Annotated in this window: 17 protein-coding genes; 5 read left to right on the top strand and 12 right to left on the bottom strand. The window is 48.9% G+C overall.

Annotation, left to right across the window (positions count from 1 at the left end; genetic code table 11):
* Nucleotides 1–131: 131 nt before the first annotated feature.
* Entirely contained in the window at nucleotides 132–1,091 is a 960-nt protein-coding gene (locus K331_RS0108435) for a nitronate monooxygenase (protein ID WP_018887756.1), read from the top strand.
* Nucleotides 1,092–1,256: 165 nt separating this feature from the next.
* Nucleotides 1,257–2,645, top strand: coding sequence for a sigma-54 interaction domain-containing protein (locus K331_RS0108430; RefSeq protein ID WP_028589946.1), 1,389 nt, complete (start codon nucleotides 1,257–1,259; stop codon nucleotides 2,643–2,645).
* A gap of 279 nt (nucleotides 2,646–2,924) precedes the next feature.
* Here K331_RS0108430 and K331_RS0108425 read toward each other — a convergent pair whose 3' ends face one another.
* From K331_RS0108425 to K331_RS0108405, 5 genes are all read right to left on the bottom strand, one after another.
* Nucleotides 2,925–3,380 (bottom strand): hypothetical protein, encoded by a 456-nt coding sequence (locus K331_RS0108425; RefSeq protein WP_028589945.1) that lies wholly within the window; start codon nucleotides 3,378–3,380, stop codon nucleotides 2,925–2,927.
* An 87-nt stretch (nucleotides 3,381–3,467) separates the two neighbouring features.
* Complete coding sequence (locus tag K331_RS0108420; RefSeq protein WP_018887753.1) at nucleotides 3,468–3,974, bottom strand: type 1 glutamine amidotransferase domain-containing protein; 507 nt, start codon at nucleotides 3,972–3,974, stop codon at nucleotides 3,468–3,470.
* A 312-nt stretch (nucleotides 3,975–4,286) separates the two neighbouring features.
* Entirely contained in the window at nucleotides 4,287–5,195 is a 909-nt protein-coding gene (locus tag K331_RS0108415) for a LysR family transcriptional regulator (RefSeq protein ID WP_028589944.1), read from the bottom strand.
* Between the two features lie 198 nt (nucleotides 5,196–5,393).
* A complete protein-coding gene (dtd, locus tag K331_RS0108410; RefSeq protein WP_028589943.1) occupies nucleotides 5,394–5,837 on the bottom strand; it encodes a D-aminoacyl-tRNA deacylase in 444 nt (147 codons plus the stop codon).
* Nucleotides 5,838–5,963: 126 nt separating this feature from the next.
* Nucleotides 5,964–8,138, bottom strand: coding sequence for a RelA/SpoT family protein (locus tag K331_RS0108405; RefSeq protein ID WP_028589942.1), 2,175 nt, complete (start codon nucleotides 8,136–8,138; stop codon nucleotides 5,964–5,966).
* A 237-nt stretch (nucleotides 8,139–8,375) separates the two neighbouring features.
* On the opposite strand from K331_RS0108405, the gene uraA reads away from it, so the two are divergent.
* Nucleotides 8,376–9,683 carry a uracil permease gene (uraA, locus tag K331_RS0108400; RefSeq protein WP_028589941.1) on the top strand — a complete coding sequence of 436 codons (1,308 nt, stop codon included), beginning with the start codon at nucleotides 8,376–8,378 and terminating at the stop codon, nucleotides 9,681–9,683.
* A 396-nt stretch (nucleotides 9,684–10,079) separates the two neighbouring features.
* Here the strand turns inward: uraA and K331_RS0108395 are convergent, their stop codons facing one another.
* From K331_RS0108395 to K331_RS0108375, 6 genes are all read right to left on the bottom strand, one after another.
* Nucleotides 10,080–10,592, bottom strand: coding sequence for an adenine phosphoribosyltransferase (locus K331_RS0108395; protein ID WP_018887748.1), 513 nt, complete (start codon nucleotides 10,590–10,592; stop codon nucleotides 10,080–10,082).
* Nucleotides 10,593–10,729: 137 nt separating this feature from the next.
* A complete protein-coding gene (gene recJ, locus K331_RS0108390) occupies nucleotides 10,730–13,141 on the bottom strand; it encodes a single-stranded-DNA-specific exonuclease RecJ (RefSeq protein ID WP_028589940.1) in 2,412 nt (803 codons plus the stop codon).
* Between the two features lie 34 nt (nucleotides 13,142–13,175).
* A complete protein-coding gene (locus K331_RS0108385) occupies nucleotides 13,176–14,123 on the bottom strand; it encodes a cation diffusion facilitator family transporter (RefSeq protein ID WP_028589939.1) in 948 nt (315 codons plus the stop codon).
* Between the two features lie 221 nt (nucleotides 14,124–14,344).
* On the bottom strand, nucleotides 14,345–15,244 hold the full coding sequence (gene secF, locus K331_RS29125) for a protein translocase subunit SecF (protein ID WP_036634461.1): 900 nt from the start codon (nucleotides 15,242–15,244) through the stop codon (nucleotides 14,345–14,347).
* The gene (gene secD, locus K331_RS29120) at nucleotides 15,234–16,484 is read right to left on the bottom strand and encodes a protein translocase subunit SecD (RefSeq protein WP_036634458.1); all 1,251 of its coding nucleotides are present in this window, start codon (nucleotides 16,482–16,484) and stop codon (nucleotides 15,234–15,236) included. Before secD ends, secF begins: the two co-directional genes overlap by 11 nt.
* A 90-nt stretch (nucleotides 16,485–16,574) precedes the next feature.
* Entirely contained in the window at nucleotides 16,575–16,829 is a 255-nt protein-coding gene (locus tag K331_RS0108375; protein WP_018887743.1) for a post-transcriptional regulator, read from the bottom strand.
* A 287-nt stretch (nucleotides 16,830–17,116) separates the two neighbouring features.
* Here K331_RS0108375 and spoVB point away from each other — a divergent pair, with 287 nt between their 5' ends.
* Entirely contained in the window at nucleotides 17,117–18,676 is a 1,560-nt protein-coding gene (gene spoVB, locus K331_RS0108365) for a stage V sporulation protein B (RefSeq protein ID WP_028589938.1), read from the top strand.
* Here the strand turns inward: spoVB and K331_RS0108360 are convergent.
* The gene (locus tag K331_RS0108360) at nucleotides 18,665–19,429 is read right to left on the bottom strand and encodes a DUF421 domain-containing protein (RefSeq protein ID WP_028589937.1); all 765 of its coding nucleotides are present in this window, start codon (nucleotides 19,427–19,429) and stop codon (nucleotides 18,665–18,667) included. The two genes, spoVB and K331_RS0108360, sit on opposite strands and share 12 nt — an antisense overlap.
* A 128-nt stretch (nucleotides 19,430–19,557) precedes the next feature.
* Here K331_RS0108360 and K331_RS0108355 point away from each other — a divergent pair, with 128 nt between their 5' ends.
* Complete coding sequence (locus tag K331_RS0108355; RefSeq protein WP_028589936.1) at nucleotides 19,558–19,956, top strand: TIGR04086 family membrane protein; 399 nt, start codon at nucleotides 19,558–19,560, stop codon at nucleotides 19,954–19,956.
* Nucleotides 19,957–19,996 lie beyond the last annotated feature (40 nt).

Below are 19,996 nucleotides of genomic sequence, written 5' to 3'. Positions count from 1 at the left end.
AAATATGGGCTTGAGCCAGGAATATGAATTATGAAATGTGAATTATAATTTGTATGACTCTGTATGACTGTATGACTCTGAATCCTATTGATGGATCACATATTATAATAAGATTATTGGAGGAACTAATCATGACTATTACACAACTGCTTGGTATTAAATATCCTATTTTCCAAGGCGCTATGGCCCAAATTGCCCGTGAACCACTCGTAAGTGCTGTATCCAATGCTGGCGGACTTGGCATTATTGGCTCTGGCGGGATGTCCGCTGAGGTGCTTCGTGAAGAGATTCGCAAGGTTCGTGCAGCCACCAGCAAGCCGTTTGCCGTGAATCTGATGCTAATGATGCATAACATTCCCGAATTGATTGAGGTTATCGTCGAGGAGAAAGTCAAGATCGTGACGACTGGCGCGGGTACACCAGCCCCGTATATGCCGATCTTCAAGGAGCATGGCATTAAAGTAATAGCCGTTATTCCTTCTGTCAAGATTGCGAAAAAAATGGAGGCTCTCGGCGTGCACGCTGTCGTTGCCGAAGGTACCGAAGCTGGTGGTCATGTCGGTGAGACAACTACGATGGCACTCGTTCCACAGGTCGTTAGTAGTGTGTCCATTCCTGTCGTTGCCGCAGGTGGCGTTGCCGATGGGCGTGGCATTGCAGCTGCCTTTGCACTGGGTGCCCAAGGTGTCCAGGTCGGGACTCGCTTCCTTACTACCGTCGAATGTCCTACACATGACAACTTCAAGCAAGCTGTCATCGACGCTGACGATACCAGCACTACAGTTACCGGACGTAGCCTTGGCGGGCCTGTACGCAGCATTAAAAACAGCATGATTGCTGAATATCTGAAGCTGGAGCAGGAGCATGCCACCCGTGAGGAGCTGGAGAAGATCAGCCTTGGCTCTCTGCGCAAAGCCGTCTTCGAAGGTGACACTGATCGCGGTTCGGTCATGGCTGGACAAATTTGCGGCCTGTGTAACGAGATAACTACGGTCGAGCAAATGATTACGACCATGTTCAACGAAGCACAAGAACTGCTAAATCGTCTTGGACAGACTCAGATTACCGGTGAGCAGGTAGCATCCGTGTAACCATTCCAATGTGACAATGAAAGGCCGGGTGTATCCCTCTTTGCAGGAGATGATCCGGCCTTTCTAATAGCTCTATTGTTCATTTCTACAGAGGCCATATAGTAAGGTATAATCAAGGAGATAACCAGCTATTATTTCGATTATACAAAAGTGAGTTGATCGATCATGACCAGACATACAGATAAACGAGCCCCCGGAGGTAGCAACCAGTCTCCTGCCACGCTGTTCGTCACAGACGCGAAAGGCAATATCCTGATCTCCAATGAATTCACCGCCTTGACGATTGGTATCCCGCTTGATGAGCTGCTTCGTTACAATGTGCAGGACCTCGTGAAAGCAGGCTACTACAGTGAATCTATCACGATGAAAGCGATTCAGTCCAAGCAGAAGGTGACTCAATATATTAATACCGTACAAGGCTTCAAGGTCAAGTCGACAGCTGTGCCCATTCTCGATAATACAGGTGAGGTGCAGCTAATCGTTACCAGCTCCAGCGGCTATAGAGGAGGATCCTCCATCCTTGCTGGGACTGCGCTACCACCTGCCCATGAGAACAGCAAACGCTCAGCCACTGCCGCCTCTGTACTCAAGAATAATGGCGTCGTTGCGGAGAGTCTGGCGATGAAGCAAATTATTCAGGTGTGTGACCAGATTGCCTCTTACGATAGCAAGGTACTGATTCTGGGTGAATCGGGGACAGGCAAGTCAGTCATTGCCAAATATATTCACCGCCAGAGCACGAAGTGGAACGGTCCATTCATTCCAATTAATAGTGCCGCTATTCCAGCCGCCTTATTCGAATATGAGCTGTTCGGATATGTTCAGGGGGCGATGCCCGGCTTAATGGATGAGAAGCAGGGCTTGTTTGAGGTAGCCAGAGGCGGCGTACTGTTCTTTGATGAGGTCGCTGAGCTGCCAGTGGAAATACAGGCCAAGCTGCTTGATGTGCTTGAGCGTGGGGAGTTCAGACGTGTGGGGAGCACCGAGGCTATCCCGATTCAATGTCGGATGATCTTTGCTACGAATCGTGATTTGTGGAATATGGTGAAAAAAGGATTGTTCCGCGAGGACCTGTACTATCGAATCAATGTTATCCCGATCCATATCCCGCCGCTGCGCAGTCGCAGACTGGATCTCGTCGGACTGATCTCCAGCTTTATTGCTCATTTCAATAAGGTGTATGACAAAAAGTATGTATTGCCAGCCGATGAATTTCAAACAATGCTAGCCGAGCCATGGCACGGAAATGCACGCGAGCTTCGCAATTATATCGAACGACTGATTGTAACAGATCAGACGGGGCTATGCCAGCAGCAGCCCATCGAGCAGGTCACAGACTGGTTCACACTGGATCATTTCATCCAGGCCAACCGCAGTCGACTGAACGGGCTAAAGGAATATACGGCGTTAACCGAGGGACGATACATTCAGCAGATGCTGCAGGTCTGTGGCGGCAATAGTGCCGAAGCAGCCAGACAGCTAGGAATTGACCGCTCTGCCGTCTATCGCAAGCTGAAGAAGATGGAGGACATTCTGGCAAATCTGGAGGTCTGATTATAAAGCTCAAAGCATGAACCCCTTCTTACTCATTATTCCCCCCACATGATTATATGACTAAAAAAAAGACCTGCGGAAACGGTCCGCAGGTCCAAAAGGTATATTAAAAGGGGGTCATGCTCTTATTATAGACACGATATGTTAACGGACTGTGATGCTAATATTACATTTGTATTACAGATAGAGATTTTGTCATTATATGCTGGGCATACACGGAAAAGCCGGGAAAACGGCGACATGCGCAGTCCTCCCGGCGTATTATGTCTATACTGCATCTTAATCAAATTTCTCAATGAACGCATGACCTGCCCGCAGCTTGCTTACGACTTGATCATAATCGCTCTCTGCGACCTTGACGGATAGCACATAGCGCAGATCATCATTGTGCTCTGAGGAATACACATCATCCGCATCGAGCAGCACCGGATTGGATGACACCTCATCATCCCGATCATCATCACGACTTCTGGCTTCTTTGAAATCATTAGTATTCACAACAGATACAGAATCCGGTCCTGTGGAGCCTGGTGCAGAGATGCCTCCCACAGCCCCTCCAGTCATGGAGCCGGTAGTGTTATAAGGAACAATCGGAATGAGTAGCCTCTTATCCCTGCCTAGCGCACTTTCCAGCGCCCCTACCTCCACGTCACTCGTTTGGTATGCCTGCAGTGAATACCTGGCGGCTTCTGCCTCATCCTCTGTTCGGAAATAAGCCTGAATTAACTTTGACATGTCAAACCCCTCCTTCTGGATTTTGTCTGACGTTTGCTTTACTGCTTCCCGTATGCTGTGAAGCTCTTGCGAAACTGTTAGATATACTTACAGTGCCCTAAGAATCTCACGTACGAAGGCTGGCTCATCCTGTGGTGTACGTGACGTGATGAAGTTCTCGTCCACAACAGCCTCATGATCTCTGAACTCTGCTCCGGCATTGATCATATCGTCCTTCAGTGGAGGATATGCAGTGATGGTGCGTCCCTTCAGAAGATCTGCACTAGCCAAAATTTGTGGACCATGACAGATAGCAGCAATAGGCTTCTTCTCCGCATTCGCTTCTGTGACGAATGTCAGAATATCCGAATTCAGGCGCAGATTCTCTGGGGATGATCCACCTGGGATGACTACGGCATCATAATCAGCCGCCTGCACCTCGCTAATCGCCTTGTCTGTCGTGTAGGTCGCTTTGCCGTTCTTACCAGTTAAGCTCTCACCCTGTTTCAGGCCAATGATAATAGCTTCATGACCGGCCTTCCTTACTTCATCGTATGGAACTTGCATCTCGGAATCCTCGAATTGATCAGCTAATAAGAATGCGATTTTGCTCATGATCAGCTCTCCTCTCCGGTATAGTAACCACTTTCTTGTATTACCCTCTTAAGACTGTTTTATAACAAGTGAATTCTTGCAGAAATCTCCATATTTCCGCCTCGGGCAACAGGAACAGGGCACCCCCTCACGCTATATGCGATAAGGAGCTGCCCTGTACGGCTTTATCTTATTTGTCTGTGCTCTATTAAGAACAGATTCTTTGGCTGAAGCTCTTCCCTACGATCATCGAATTGTTCAGATCCGCTAAGAACTTATAGATTCTCTTATCTTAACATGTAGCATAAGACTCAGACTTCACCCTTGGTTACTTTATATTGGATTGGAGGCTGCCTCACGCAGCGCCTCGACATATACCGTAGCAAGCTTGGATAGTGCCGCACTCTTATGGCTAATCCAGCCCACATTCATCGTCTCCTCGCAGTCCAGCGGTACAGGAATAATATCCCGTCCGTTCAGCTCAGCACTCAGCACCCCCGTAGATATGGTATAGCCATTGAGACCAATGAGAAGATTGAACAATGTTGCCCGATCATTCACACGAATACTCTTGGGGTGGGACAGCGTGCTAAGAATCTCCTCGGAGAAATGGAAGGAGTTATACTCGCCCTGCTCGAACGAAAGGTAGGGATAAGGCTCAAGCTGATGAATACTGACCACATCCTGCTTAGCGAGCGGGTTGTTCACACTGATGAAAATATGCGGCTTCGCAATGAACAGACTGTGGAACTCCAGATTAGCATCCTTCAGCAGACGCCTCATTACCTTCTCATTGAATTCATTCAAATACAGTATGCCGATCTCGCTACGCAGAGTACGTACGTCCTGAATGATTTCATGGGTCTTGGTCTCCCGCAAGGCCAGCTCATACTCCTCTTGTCCGTATTCCTGCACCAGCTTGACGAAGGCGTTCACGGCAAAGGCATAATGCTGAGTGGACACAGCAAAGTGCTGTGGTGAAGGCTTAGCGTTAAGATAGCGGCCCTCTAGCAGCTCTGCCTGCTCCACTACCTGCCTAGCATAGCTAAGGAACTCAACGCCTTCTTTCGACAGCGAGATGCCCTTATTGGTGCGCTCAAAGATCGTGATTCGCAGCTCCTGCTCCAACTCACGAATCGCATTCGACAGACTGGGCTGAGACACGAATAGCCGCTTGGCAGCTTCATTCATGGAGCCTCGTGTGGCAATCTCAATAACATACTTCAACTGCTGTAGCGTCAATCTGCTTCCCCTCCAAGTGATTTCATCATAGATCTCCACACATGATTACAGCTTCAGAGTCTTACATTGCATTCGAAGGATACTTATCTATATATGCAAAAGCGTCCACAGCCTGTCAGCTGGAGGCTTTCTCCGTTTCTGACAGTGTGAACGCTATCTAATGCTACTACAGGTACCTCAACAACTATCCTGCAAGACCTATGCCTGGCTATCTAAAATCAGCGTAACTGGTCCCCAGTTCGTGAGAGAGACATCCATCATGGCTCCGAAGCGGCCCGTCTCGACGGTTAGTCCACGACTACGTAGCTGCCGATTGAACGCCTCATAGAGCTGCTCAGCAGGCTCTGGTCTGGCCGCAGCCATAAAGTTCGGACGTCTGCCTTTGCGACAATCCCCATAAAGAGTGAACTGGGAGACTGACAGCACAGCACCACCGATGTCAAGGACGCTGTGGTTCATTTTACCCTGCTCGTCCTCGAAGATCCGAAGGTCTGCTGCCTTGTCCGCCAAATATACAGCATCTGCCTCAGTATCCTCGTGGGTCACGCCAACAAGAATCATCAGTCCCTGCTCGATCTGTCCTACTACCTGCTCATCTACTGTGACAGAGGCCCGTTTACAACGCTGTATCACAATTTTCATCAGTATTGCTACTCCATTCTGCAATTGCTACATAATCAAGGGATATCCCTGCTTCAATTCAGTATTCATACTGCATGCCGGCTCCTCATAGCTACCACAGCCGTTGCAGGATGCTCCTGAATTCAACTATTGCATGATCCGATGCACCGTATACACATCCTTGACCCGCTTGATCCGTTCCACCACAGAATGCAGGTGGTCTGTATTGCGGATCAGAATCGTAATATGCATCATCGCCATCTTGTTCTTGTCTGAGCGTCCGGTTACCGCCGCGAGGCCGGTCTTGCTCTCCGAGATCGCCTGCAGTACCTCGTTCATGAGTCCGTTGCGATCATGTCCGGTGATCTCGATATCAACGCTGTAATTCGCTTCTACTTCCTCTTCCCACTCGACCTCAATGACCCGAGCCTGCTCTTCACCTTCACCACTTGGAATGTTAGGACAGTCTGTACGGTGGACAGAGACACCTCTACCACGTGTGACATAACCGATAATCTCGTCGCCTGGTACCGGATTGCAACAGCGTGCAAAACGCACCAGCAGATTGTCTATGCCCTTCACGCGCACGCCATTCGTCGGGCGATTCTTGCGCTCCGCCGCTGGCTTGATCTCCTTAAGCTCTGAAGTCAGCTCCAGCAGCTTGGCCTCTTCCTGCTCCTTGCGGAGCTTCTCAGTCAGACGGGTACATACCTGAGCGGCTGTGATGCCTCCAAAGCCAATGGCTGATAGCATGTCATCCACGTCATGGAACGAGAACTTTGTCGCTACTTCCTGAAGCTTGTCATCACTCATCCAGGCAGATGGCTCGATGCCCATGCGCTTCAGCTCGCGCTCCAGATTCTCGCGACCCTTCTCCATGTTCTCCTCGCGCTTTTCCTTCTTGAACCATTGCTTGATCTTGCTGCGCGCATGAGAGGATTGGGCAATCTTCAGCCAGTCCTGGCTAGGGCCATAAGAATGCTTGGAGGTCATAATCTCCACGATATCTCCGGTCTTCAGCCGATAATCAAGCGGAACAATTCTTCCGTTCACCTTGGAACCAATTGTTCGGTTACCGACCTCTGTATGGATACGATAGGCGAAGTCGAGCGGCACAGATCCGGCTGGCAGCTCGATGACCTCACCTTTGGGTGTAAATACGAATACAAGATCAGAGAAGAAATCCATCTTGAGCGACTCTACGAACTCGGAAGCATCCTTCGCTTCATTTTGCAGCTCCAGAATCTCTCGGAAGAATGTAATCTTATCCTCCAGATTGCCGTTCGCATTGTTGCCTTCCTTATATGCCCAGTGTGCCGCAATACCAAATTCTGCAGTACGATGCATATCCGATGTGCGGATCTGCACCTCGGTAGGCTCTCCGTTAGGTCCTACTACCGTGGTATGCAATGATTGATACATGTTCGCTTTGGGCATAGCAATATAATCCTTGAAGCGCCCAGGCATCGGCTTCCACAAGGTATGAATAATGCCAAGCGTGGCATAACAATCCTTAATATTATCCACAATAATACGAATCGCCAGCAGATCATATATTTCGTTGAATTGCTTGTTCTTGGTGGTCATCTTCTTGAAGACACTATAAATATGCTTCGGACGACCAGACAGGTCCGCATGAACGCCCATCTCACCCAGCTTCTCACTGATTCGCGCAATGACATTATCAATGAATTGCTCACGCTCTGCGCGCTTCTTGTGCATCAAATTCGCAATTCGGTAATACTGCTGCGGATTCAGATATCGCAGGGCGATATCCTCCATCTCCCACTTGATGGCCGAGATCCCGAGCCGATTCGCGATCGGACAGAAAATCTCCAGTGTCTCATAAGCAATTCTGCGCTGACTCTCCTCAGACTGGTACTTGAGGGTCCGCATATTGTGCAGTCGATCAGCAAGCTTAATGACAATGACACGAATATCCTGTGCCATCGCAATGAACATTTTGCGGTAATTCTCGTTCTGCTGCTCTTCTTTGGAACGGAACTGAATACGCTCAAGCTTAGTCAAGCCATCGACGAGCATAGCGCAATTATCGCCAAAGCGCTCGCGAATCTGATCCAGAGAGACGGTCGTATCCTCAACCACATCATGCAAAAGAGCAGCAATAATAGACATCGTATCCATCTGCATGTTTACGACAATATCTGCTACCGCCAGCGGGTGCAAAATATAAGGTTCTCCGGACTTCCGCGTCTGGCCATGATGAGCCTGGTCTGCAAAATCATAAGCTTCCCGTATGCGAAGAAGATCAGGTTGTCTGATATAGGCTCCGGCCTTTTCAAGTAATTGCTCAATGCCCATTCTGCTCTATTCCGTGTCCTTTCTATACAAAATGGAACCCGACGTAATTCTTGATCGCACAGGTTCCGCATAAGTAATTTCCTCTAATTATGACGCTTGTAAGCTCTAACGTCAACTGCCTGCAAGCATTGGAAGAATGTTATTGCTAAATTTGACGAAACTCATTAATGTATATAAGAATGACTGGTCGCTCACAGAGCGAACAATGTAGCGAATAATGTTAGGAGTGAACCCAAGTTGCAACGTGAAATTCAAGTGCATGAGAAGCTTCCCGTGGTGCCGGGATTCTTACTGAGTCTGCAGCATCTCTTTGCCATGTTCGGTAGTACGGTGCTGGTGCCAACCATTTTCGGCGTCGATCCAGGTATGATTCTATTGATGAACGGAATTGGTACCCTACTGTATCTATTCTTGTGTCGTGGTAAAATACCTGCCTATCTCGGCTCTAGCTTTGCATTCATTGGCCCTGTCGGCCTGGTGCTGGCTGCGAATCCCGAGAACGGCTACTCCATGGCACTAAGTGCCTTTATCGTGACTGGTGTTGTATTTTGCATCGTCGCCCTGATCGTCAAGCTCGCTGGGGCCAACTGGCTGAATGTTGTATTTCCCCCTGCGGTCATGGGTGCCATCGTCGCTCTGATCGGCCTGGAGCTCGTGCCAGTAGCAGCAGGCATGGCCGGACTGATCAACTCCAATCCGTTAGAGCCATGGACACCTGATTCCAAGACGATTATCCTGTCCATGATTACCCTTGGCGTAACTGCACTCGGCGCTGTTCTGTTCCGCGGATTCGCCAAAATCATCCACATTCTACTTGGCATTGTGGTCGGCTATATACTGGCCTATTACATGGGAATGGTAGACACCGCAAATATCGCTAACTCTTCCTTCCTCGCTATGCCAACGGTAACGACACCTACATGGAACATGTCGGCTATTCTAACCATCCTTCCGGTAGCGCTGGTAGTCATCGTAGAGCATATCGGGCATCTATTGGTAACAAGCAACATCGTCGGCAAAGATCTGTCCAAGGACCCTGGTCTGCATCGTTCCCTGCTAGGTAATGGTGTATCCACCATCATGTCAGGCTTTGTAGGTTCGACTCCGAATACCACTTATGGTGAGAACATCGGCGTCATGGCTTTGACGAAGGTCTACTCCGTCTGGGTTATCGGCGGTGCAGCAATTATTGCAATCCTGCTGTCCTTCTCCGGTACATTCTCGGCTCTGATCATGAATATTCCTTCTCCTGTCATGGGCGGCGTATCACTCCTGCTATTCGGTGTCATTGCAGCCTCAGGCCTGCGCATCTTCGTAGAGCAGAAAGTTGATTTTTCCAAAGCGAGCAACATCATCCTTACAACCATTGTGTTGATTACGGGAATCAGTGGTGTAAAACTGACGCTTGGAGCCGTAGAGCTTAAAGGAATGGCACTGGCTACGATTGTAGGTATCGCACTGAGTCTGATCTTCAAGCTTATTGAGATCACGGGACTATCCAACGATGGCCCGGATGAGAAGCTAACAGAGAAGACTCCAGATTGATATAGTACGTCTATCCAGACATACTGATGTTATCATCATTCATTCAGTGGCAGCATATGCCTGACCCTAGCTCATATATGCCAAAAGGCATCCTTCAAGCCAGCAAGTCTGGTTCGAGGGATGCCTTTTTCATATAGAATATAAGGTTATCAGCAACGCTGATTCCTTCAGTAACCGCAAGAAGACGTCTCAAGCCTGTGTATACTTCCATATCCTATCTTCGGTGCCGTACAACGAAAGACGTATTTTACCAACTGATCATTCCCCTTATTTCCCGGGAAAAGTCACTGGTGCGTCTCACATACTCACAGCTACTTACCTGTCGCCTGCACAGACCATGCTTCTCCTAAGCTGAAGGAGTAACAGGCTGCTCGCAGAGCAAAAAATGCTGGTGACTTAGTAAGTCATCAAGGTGAACACTTCTACATCAGGAAGCTTGGCACGTCCATTCAGTTCAAGCAGTTCAATGAAAAATGCAGCTCCTACAACATTACCACCCAGCTGTTGAACAAGATTGATTGAGGTCGCGATCGTGCCACCAGTAGCGAGCAGGTCATCTGCAATCAGCACATTTTGCCCCTTCTCAATGGCATCGCTATGCATTGCGAGCTTATCCTTGCCATACTCCAAAGCATAATCCGCTTCAATCGTCTGACCTGGCAGCTTGCCACTCTTACGAATCGGCACAAATCCCACACCCAGAGCATATGCAAGTGGTGCTCCCACTACAAAGCCGCGTGCCTCTGGTCCGGCAATCACATCAATCTTCAGTTCCTCAACCATCTTTTTCATATCATTGATGGCTTGACGGTAGATACCTCCGTCTCTCATCAAGGTCGTAATGTCTTTGAAGCTGATCCCCGGCTGAGGGAAATCGGGAATTACCCGAATGAACTGTTTGTAATCCAATATAGGTCCTCCTACCTGATCATGATCTCATGATTCTAATCTTAAGCAGCTAAGCTGGCACAACCTCTGCCAATTCATCCGCTTTTACATTGTACCGCGAACGTGTTCAAAATCAAGCTTCAAACTGTAAAATCGTTCTAAGAAGCTCCTTTGAGCACAGCTTTCATCCAATTCGTGAGTTGTCCCGTCTCTGCATCCAGCAGCATTTGCTCCATTTCAGCCCCCTGGTGCAGCTCCTGATATCTGCTGGATGTCGTCAAATCTTGCTTAGGGGGATTCGCAACAATACTGAGCTGGCCATCCGCTCTCATCACAAAGCCTAGCTCTTGGAATACATCAAGCATCCCTGTCAGCATTCTTACAGAGCAGGATGTCTGTCTACTGAGTGTAGGCAGAATCTTCTGCTCCTCCAAGGGGCCTGGCCCCAAAGCCCTTAGCTGGACATAGATGCGCTTGAACTGCTCTCTACTCGGAATCTGCAAGCGACCTTGGAAGGAGTGCGTGGCATGCAGCACGAAGATATTGTCCACATTGGAAAAGACAGTACGCAATCTCCGCATTTGCTCTGCACTTTCCGGAGGATCGAGCAGAAATAGCGAGCGTACCTCCGAAGGGGCTATAGCGGTTAGCTTGCGCTCCCCGTCCCCATAGGGCCGTACCCCCTCCTGCTGATCATATATCCAGATACTATCTTTGTTCATTGCATCGGGCTGGTACACCGAGGAATTGCTGCGCATCGTAATAGCATAGGACCTGCTGTTCTCCAGCCCAGGGTGAACATTGCGCACGCATCGTTCAAACACGGCCAAGGGGTTCGATTGACCACGGAAATCAAAAATTTGAAACCCATGCGCTCTTAAGTCCTTCAGCATCAGTTGAACTGTCCTTCTGCCATTCCATTCATTGATGGATAGCTCGCCTAATACATCCACCGCCTGGCCAGGCTCCAGATAGTCAGCCAGTTCGCCTCGGCCAAAAGCTACCGCATCCAATGTACGACCGTCCTGCTCCAGAATGAGCTTCAAATGATTCTTTTCCTTCCCCATCTTCCGTGCCTCCCGCAGCTTCAACTGCGGTAATACGAATGTAGGAGCAGGATTGTCCATTCCAAAGGGCTGTAATTGCTCCAATTGCTCCACAGCCTCCAGATTCAGCTCTGCAAGCCGGCAATTCCCATCTGCTGCAACAGACTGAACCAGCTGTTCAGCCTGTAGCTCTTGACTGGCGTATACATTCAACTGCTCATCGAACTTCTGCAGTTGCTCACGGTGAAGGCTCATTCCTGCGGCAGAATGATGTCCACCGAAATGGTCCATCCATTCCCGACAGGTCGTTAATGCAGTGTAGATGTCGAATTCAGGAATGGAGCGGGCAGAACCCTTGCACATCCCCGTCTCCGAATCAATGCCTAATATAATCGTTGGCCTGTAATAGCGATCCAGAATACGGGACGCTACGATGCCGATGACTCCCGGATTCCAGCCTTCTCCTGCCAGCACGATGACAGAGGGAAGCTCCTTGTCCTGTATCTTCTCTTCCAGCATAGCAACAGCTTCATCATAGATCCGATTGACCAGCTGCTGCCGTTCCTTATTCAGCAAATCCAGTTCATAAGCGATCCGATCTGCCTCGTCAGGGCTATCTGCCGTCATCAGAGCTACAGCCTTGCCGGCGTGCTCCATTCTGCCTGCCGCATTAATGCGTGGTGCCAACGAGAATGCAATATTGGTGGAGGTCACTTGGTCCGGCTGCACACCGGCGACCCCGAGTAATGCCTTGATGCCTATAAGCGTATCCACACGCATAGAAGCAACTCCTCTTCGCACAATCGAGCGGTTCTCATCGTGAAGGGGCATGAGATCAGCTACGGTGCCAACCGCAGCAATTTGCAGCCATTCCTCAGGGACTTCCTCTCCCAGAAGTCCCTGTGCGAGCTTAAGAGCCACTCCGACACCCGCCAATCCCTTGAAGGGATATGTACAGGTTGGAATTTTGGGATTCACCAGCGTATAGGCATCGGGCAGCACCTCTGGTGGCTCATGATGGTCTGTTACGATGACATCTATTCCCAAGGTACGAGCATAAGCAATCTGGTCAACCGCGCTAATCCCCGTATCTACCGTAATAACTAGCGTAACTCCCTGTTGCTGGGCCCAATCCAGGACATGATTATGCAGACCATAGCCTTCATTGGTGCGATGTGGGATATAGAAATCAAAGGATGCCTCAAGCTTGCGCATCAATTGAATCATCAAGGAAGTACTGGACACCCCGTCCGCATCGTAATCTCCATAGACCAAGATATGTTCTCCCTGCTCCAACGCTTGCCGAATACGCGACACGGCTTCTTGCAAGCCTGACAGCAGGAAAGGATCATGCTGGATGTCCTCAGCTTCGTATAAGAACCTGTGGGCTGCCGAAGAGGTATGAATCCCTCTATTCAAGAGCAGGCCCGCCAAGAGGGGAGATATCCCGCAGTCCTTAGCTAACAGGCCCGCCTCATCCGTGTTCGTATTGGGTAATTTCCATTGATATTGAGCGTGCAGCACTTTCCGTTCACCTTACCTTCCTTCCCCTGGAGCGCTACTGGATAATGGATGGGGTATGACTCTCCGGCAGCTCATAATTAGACTTGTATGGATAGCTTGAATGATATGGGGTGAAATGAATAGTCACATCCGTAACCTGAGTAAAGCGACTTAATAGCAACAATTTAGCTCGGTCTGCAATCTCCTGTGCATCCTGAACCGTGATCCGTGGCCCGACGCTAATCATGACATGGATGCTGACCGTCTTAGCTTGGGCCATCGCTTTAAGGCTCTCCACTGTTACAATTCCGTGAACCCGCTGGATCGTCTCCATATATTGCTGCAGCTCATGAGCGCCAAGCTCACGTACTCTCGGTCCATATACGGATTGTACAATTAATCCATAGCCCTTGCGCAGCACAAAACAGGAGATCAGCAGCCCCGCTGCTGCGTCCATATACAGAAGCCAGCCGAAATTCAGGGCATTCCCAGCCATTGCACCAATCATCCCAAGCAGAGCCGTCAAAGAGCAATACAGAGAGAAACGATGCTCTCCGACATTCTTTTGAGCCTGCTGCTTATCTATTTTTTTAATATGACGGTATTCGTATTGAAAAAGACTTTCCTTCAGCACCAAAGCTGCAAAGGCGACCACAAGCACGTATAGTCGAGGTGCTGTCGGCTCAGATCCGGCCATCGACATCACTGAACTGACAGCCAACTGCAATGCACTCATAATGAGTAGAATGGCAAAAACAACCGACACCGCTGGCCCTCTTGCTTCTTGTGATTGAGATCTGACTCCCATACCTTGCTTCTCGCGGAAAGAAAAACGCTGCGACAAAGCGGACGCTGCATCGGATGCTGCATACAGCGCATCTCCCAATAAAGCCTTGCTATTGGAAAAATAGCCTACAATCCCCTTCAGAAGAGCCAGCCCCAAATTTCCGATCATGGACGACCAGTACACTCTCTCAGCTGACAGACTCCGTTTGCTGTTCACTACAAATCTCCTCTCATTTCCATCCAGACCGTAGCTTACCCCGGATTGATTCCAAGCTCCGGGCACTACTTACTTTGCTCTACAAGAAGAAATGGGTGCCGCCATAAGATGGTATGCACCCTTGTCCTACTACTTTGTAAGATTATGAAGCCGCGCCAAAGCTGGACGCGGCTCCACAGAAACATCAATATTACGTGCTAATCAAGTTGCTCCGAAACGATCTATGCCTTGCTAGCAGTAGAAGCTGGCTTTTGTCTGACTTTCAGAGCCAGCCAGAGCGGTGCAGCGATGAATATCGAAGAATACGCACCAAAGAGCAAACCAATAGTCATTGCCAGTGAGAACATGCGAATCGATGCTCCACCGAAGATTAACAGACACACAGCAGCAACAAATACGGTAAATACAGTTGCGAGTGTACGTGTCATCGTCTGGGCAATACTGTTATTTACAATCTCCTTCAAAGAGTCTGGAGATTTCTTCTTCGTGAAGCGCGCATTCTCACGAATCCGGTCAAATACCACGATTGTATCGTTAATTGAGAAGCCGATGATCGTCAGTATCGCAGTGATAAAGATAAGCCCAATCTCCAACTGGAAGATGGAAAACACGGCAATGACGAGAATAGCATCATGCAGCAGCGATACAATGGCCGCAATGGCAAAGCGCCATTCGAAACGGATAGATACATAGATAGCGATTGCCACACAAGCGATCAGAACAGCGAGCATCGCATTGCGCTCAAGCTCTTTAGCCATTTCGGCATCTACTGTGTTGACCTCAAAGGCTGCACTTGGATCCAGCTTTTCATGGAACGCTGTCTGGATCTTATTCACCTGTTGATCTGTCAAGTTGTTGGCAAATCGGATACTGACCCGCTCATTACCGGGGCGGAAATCAATCTCTTCATCGATTCCCTGCTCAGCTAGTAACGATTGAATCTCAGCCTGACTAACCTGCTTGGTCATATTGATATCCATATTGGTACCAGAGCGGAAATCTACTCCGTAGTTCAGACCAAAAATGGAACCAAATAAAATCCCTGCCAAGGTGATGACAATAGAAGCTATAATAAAAATTTTGCTGTGCTTAATATAATCCCATTTCCAATTAAAGCGCACGAATGTCACTCTCCTTCACTCCGAAGTATTTCGGCTTCTTGATGGCATCCGCCTTAATCAGGAGATTCAGCAAGAAACGGGAGAAGTAGATATTCGTCAGGATACTCACAACAATGTCCACGATCAATACGAGAGCAAAGCCTCTAACTGAGCCTGTACCCAGGAAGAACATGACCCCAGCTGCGATCATGGTCGTAATGTTAGCATCCATTACGGTCCGGAAGGAATGCTTACCACCAGCAATCATCGAAGAACGAATGGATTTGCCTGTGAGCATCTCTTCTTTGATACGTTCATAGGTGATAATATTCGCATCGACCGCCATCCCGATCCCCAGCACGAAGGCTGCGATACCTGGAAGAGTCAATACAAAATCCCCTAGATAGAAAATAGCCAGTACGAGCCATGTGTGCACAATGAGACAGAAGCTGGCAATTAAGCCTGGCACACGATACATAGCAACCATAAAGATCAGAATAATGACAGAACCGATCAGACCTGCACGAATCGTCTGCTCCAATGAGATCTGACCAAGTGTTGCACCCACACTCTGAGAGTATTTCTCCGTCAATTTCAACGGGAGAGCACCCAGGTTGATCGTATCAGCCAATTGGTTCGCTTCGTCACGCGTATAGTTACCGCTAATCGAGGCGCTACCATCCGTCAATGCTTGTCGTACTTCGGGAGCAGACAGCAGCTCCTCATCCAGATAGATAGCCAATGGTTTTCCGATTAAACGCTGTGTAATTTCAGCAAACTTTTCTTTATCCTTTACCTTGATGCTAATCTCTGGTTGGTTAATGTTGTTGCTGTACACGGTAGCTGCATTCTCGACAAAGTCATTCCCGCGCAGCTCAATCTTGCTGTACGTGCCAGGTGCATCTCCCTCTGCCGCACTGCGGAAAGTCAGATCCGCCGGTTTCTTGAGCAGCTCACGTACTTCAGATTCATTCGTGACCCCTGCGAGTCTTACCCGAATCCGATTCGTACCTTCTGTTGTAATCTCAGGTTCAGTCGTTCCCAGCGCATTAATTCTGCGTTCCAGACTTTGTGCTGTCTGAATCAGAGATTGACGGGTAACAGTTTGTCCAGCTTCCAGAGGCTCCGCTTCATATAAAATTTCAAAGCCTCCCTTAAGATCGAGGCCTAATTTTAGACTGTTCAGCAAGCCTGGGCTCGTCCCAATCATAACCCCAGTAGTAATGAGTACGACCAAGATGAAACTTAAAACTCTCTTCATGTCGTCCCTTGTTCCCCCTTCATTCTCAATATTCCTATTATAGCTACCCTGTAAAACACAGTCAATTTACACACAAAAAAGACCCGCTTTCTATTCGAAAGAGGATCCACGGAGCGCGGACATGGTCAAAAAGTTCATGAATTTGGTGGCCTTGAGGGAAAGGATATCATTCACTAGCTTATGCAAAGGGGGAACTCCTTCTTTCTCGTACCCGCTACTGATACAATCCCATACATCCTGGCTTGTAACGTACTCGTATCCTACCAATCGAAGCTCTTCAGCCTTGCTCTGACACAGCATCTCAATCGCTTCTTCCCAATCCTGCTCATTCAATTCCTCCGTCATTACTACGCGCCTCCTCCCTTGTGCATACGACCGTCTGCGAGCTTCACTATCGAAGCTGCACGAAGCACATACGTATTACCTGCACGTACCTGTCCAAGCAAACAATAGCTTGATTCCAGCTCCACGTCAATAGCATATGTTACCTCCACTCAAACAAAGGGCAGACCAAAACCATTTATTCTGCTGGTCAAGCAGTCATGAAATCGGACAGGTATTGCATATCCATGTTAATAACCGCTCGTTACAGTACCGGAGCAGTTCAAAATGGACGGAAGAGGGAGTTGCGGTTGAAAAAGCAAACATTTATCCAAGGCGCCATCATTCTCTTGGCTGCGGGCATTATCAACCGACTGCTCGGTTTTATTCCCCGCATTGCTCTGCCCCGCATTATCGGAGCAGAGGGAGTGGGGCTGTATCAGCAAGGATATCCATTTTTTATCGTGCTGGTTACGCTCATTACAGGTGGAATTCCACTAGCTGTCGCCAAGCTGGTAGCTGAAGCAGAGAGCGCTGGTATGCCGGACAGATCCAAGCGAATTCTGAATATCAGCCTGCGCTTCACTCTGGCCTTTGGCTTGCTGATGCTAGTGCTATGCCTTGTTTTTGCCTCATGGATAACGACACATATTTTAACGGACAACCGAGTGTACTACACATTTGTAAGTATGAGCCCCATGCTGGTCATTATCGCCGTATCTTCCGTATATCGCGGATATTTTCAAGGAAAGCAAAATATGATCCCTTCGGCCGCCTCATCTGTTGCCGAAAGCCTGATTCGCATTTTTTGCGTCATCTGGTTCTCATATTTGCTGCTCCCCAAAGGACTAGCCTTCGGCGCGGCAGGTGCGATGCTTGGAACGATGGTCGGGGAATTGGCAGGGATGTTTGTGCTGTTATGGCAATATAGCAGACATCACCATCAACCACAGGCAGATACGCCTGCTATCGTCAAGGGAGTATCCCAGCCCCCCATTTTCCGGCCGCTGATGAAGCTTTCCATTCCAGTAACAGCAAGCAGACTTGTAGGCTCCTTCTCTTATTTGCTGGAATCCATCGTGCTGATGCGTTGTCTTGCATTTGCGGGGATCGCGACTGTCGTGGCTACTTCCCAATACGGGGCTCTGCAAGGGATGATTATTCCAATTCTGCTGTTGCCTGGCGCGCTCACCACGTCGCTGGCAGTATCGCTCGTCCCTTCCTTGTCTGAGGCTGCAGCACAGGGGAACATCTCTACAATTCACAAAAGGCTTCATCAGGCCATTCGATTGTCACTTGTCGCTGGTGCACCCTTTGCTGTCATCATGTATGTTCTGGCAGAGCCACTGTGTATGCTGCTTTATAAGCAGACCGACATTGCGGCCATGCTCAAGGTCATGGCTCCATTCGCCCTTTTTATCTACATTCAATCTCCCTTACAGGCAGCACTGCAAGCGCTCGATCGCCCGGGTCAGGCCCTCATTAATACTGCCGTAGGTGCTGCCATCAAGATCGCGTTGATCGTACTGCTCGCCTCCAATCCAGACTACGGAATCTATGGTGCGGTCATGGCCATCTGCATCAACAGTGCGGCTGTCACCATCATGCACGCTCATAGTGTACGCAGACTATTGCAATTCCGAATTCAGCTTAAGGATATCGGCAAGACTGCGGTAGGTATGGTCATTATGGCGGCGGGTCTGATGCTTTCGTATCAACGACTCCCCTTCGAGGAGGTGATCTGGCTTCAATTCGTGAGCTCTTCCGCACTGGGGATGCTGCTTTATCTCCTGATCATGACCTTGTGCCGCATGATACGCTGGAAGAACCTGCATCGTTTTCCTCTGCTGCGACGATGGCTAGGTCCCTGAGCTAATGAACAGCTTTCCGTTATGGTCCATGGAGCAAAGGAACACTTCCTTGAAATCCTTATATCCTTGCTGCTTCAGCTGATCCTTCAGCCAGAATCTCGTCTTGCCTAGACGCTCCAGATTTTCATCCTGGACCTTACCATCCATAATGAGCGGAATTGGCAAGCCCTCATATCTGAATTGATGTATGGTCTCACTACGCTGCTTGATATCCATCTTCTCAGCTAGTCGCTGATTGGAAAGTGCTTTGGAACGTCGTGGGCTCTGGACAGCGCCTTGATTTCCGCCAGCATTGCTCTCTTCCTTAGGTATGACGGTTAACTTGCCGGATGTCTCAAGGATTGCGAATTCGACCTTGGCCAGATCATCAATCTGCTGCTCTCTTAGCTGAAGCATCAGATCATCCAGATTGTAGCGCTGGCTAGCCATCTCTTCACGATTCAGCTTGCCATTCTGTACAAGAACATTGGGCTTCCCCTCAAACCATATACGAAGCTTACGGCTCTTCAGAGTGATGTAGGCCATGCCGATCTGCAGGACCACTAACACTACCAAAGGTATAATTCCGTCATACAATGGCCGCTTGAGATCTTCCAGCACCAGCACGGCGATCTCAGCCATCATGAACGAGATAATCAGATCGAAGATGGACAGCTTGCCAATCTCTCTTTTACCCATCATCCGCATTAATGCATACATCACTACATACATCAGCAAGGTGCGAAAAATATGGTTCAATATGTGATCAAGCATCATGACCCTCCTCATTCCTGTATTCACATGAATTTGACAGGCGTAATGCTATTCTCACCCTGCCTATAGCAGGTCATTCGGAGGACAGAAGCTTAATTAATGGAAAACATGAAATAGGAGGAATTGAAATGGAAACCATCCGCCGCTGGTCATCAGCACGCATGTCTCACCCCCTTCTCTCAGGTGTTCTTCATGCCTTCATTTGGATGCTGATTGGTTCTCTGATCTTATCGACCCTACTATGGCTGACTCATTTGAAGGAGCAGGATTTGTCGTTATACACGTATCTCGTGCACGGGATATCCTTATTTGCTGGTGGGTTCATGTCAGGTAAGCGATCTGGTCAGAAGGGATGGTATCAGGGTGGATTAACAGCGCTGCTGTATGGGGTCATTGTACTGCTAGTGGGCTTTTTGGCACTGGATGCCGCTGTGGGCTTGCAGGACATGCTGCATATGGCTGTTGCCTTCTGCATTGGGGCGGTTGGAGGCATGATTGGTGTGAACATGAGCCATTCTCAATCCTGAGTAATATCACTATAGCGAAAACGCAAACAGCGATGCTCCT

This window comes from Paenibacillus massiliensis subsp. panacisoli DSM 21345, from assembly GCF_000426545.1.
Taxonomy (GTDB): Bacteria; Bacillota; Bacilli; order Paenibacillales; family Paenibacillaceae; genus Paenibacillus; species Paenibacillus panacisoli.
The sequence above is the reverse complement of the archived record's forward strand: the minus strand, read 5'-3'. Positions and strand labels throughout refer to the sequence as shown.

Excerpts from the sequence above, each read along its gene's own strand:
- K331_RS0108355 (WP_028589936.1), top strand. The coding sequence starts at position 19,558 with ATGGAAACCATCCGCCGCTGGTCATCAGCACGCATGTCTCACCCCCTT.
- secD (WP_036634458.1), bottom strand. The coding sequence starts at position 16,484 with ATGAAGAGAGTTTTAAGTTTCATCTTGGTCGTACTCATTACTACTGGG.
- K331_RS0108375 (WP_018887743.1), bottom strand. The coding sequence starts at position 16,829 with ATGACGGAGGAATTGAATGAGCAGGATTGGGAAGAAGCGATTGAGATG.
- K331_RS0108425 (WP_028589945.1), bottom strand. The coding sequence starts at position 3,380 with ATGTCAAAGTTAATTCAGGCTTATTTCCGAACAGAGGATGAGGCAGAA.
- K331_RS0108435 (WP_018887756.1), top strand. The coding sequence starts at position 132 with ATGACTATTACACAACTGCTTGGTATTAAATATCCTATTTTCCAAGGC.
- K331_RS0108405 (WP_028589942.1), bottom strand. The coding sequence starts at position 8,138 with ATGGGCATTGAGCAATTACTTGAAAAGGCCGGAGCCTATATCAGACAA.
- K331_RS0108420 (WP_018887753.1), bottom strand. The coding sequence starts at position 3,974 with ATGAGCAAAATCGCATTCTTATTAGCTGATCAATTCGAGGATTCCGAG.
- K331_RS0108360 (WP_028589937.1), bottom strand. The coding sequence starts at position 19,429 with ATGCTTGATCACATATTGAACCATATTTTTCGCACCTTGCTGATGTAT.
- dtd (WP_028589943.1), bottom strand. The coding sequence starts at position 5,837 with ATGAAAATTGTGATACAGCGTTGTAAACGGGCCTCTGTCACAGTAGAT.
- K331_RS0108430 (WP_028589946.1), top strand. The coding sequence starts at position 1,257 with ATGACCAGACATACAGATAAACGAGCCCCCGGAGGTAGCAACCAGTCT.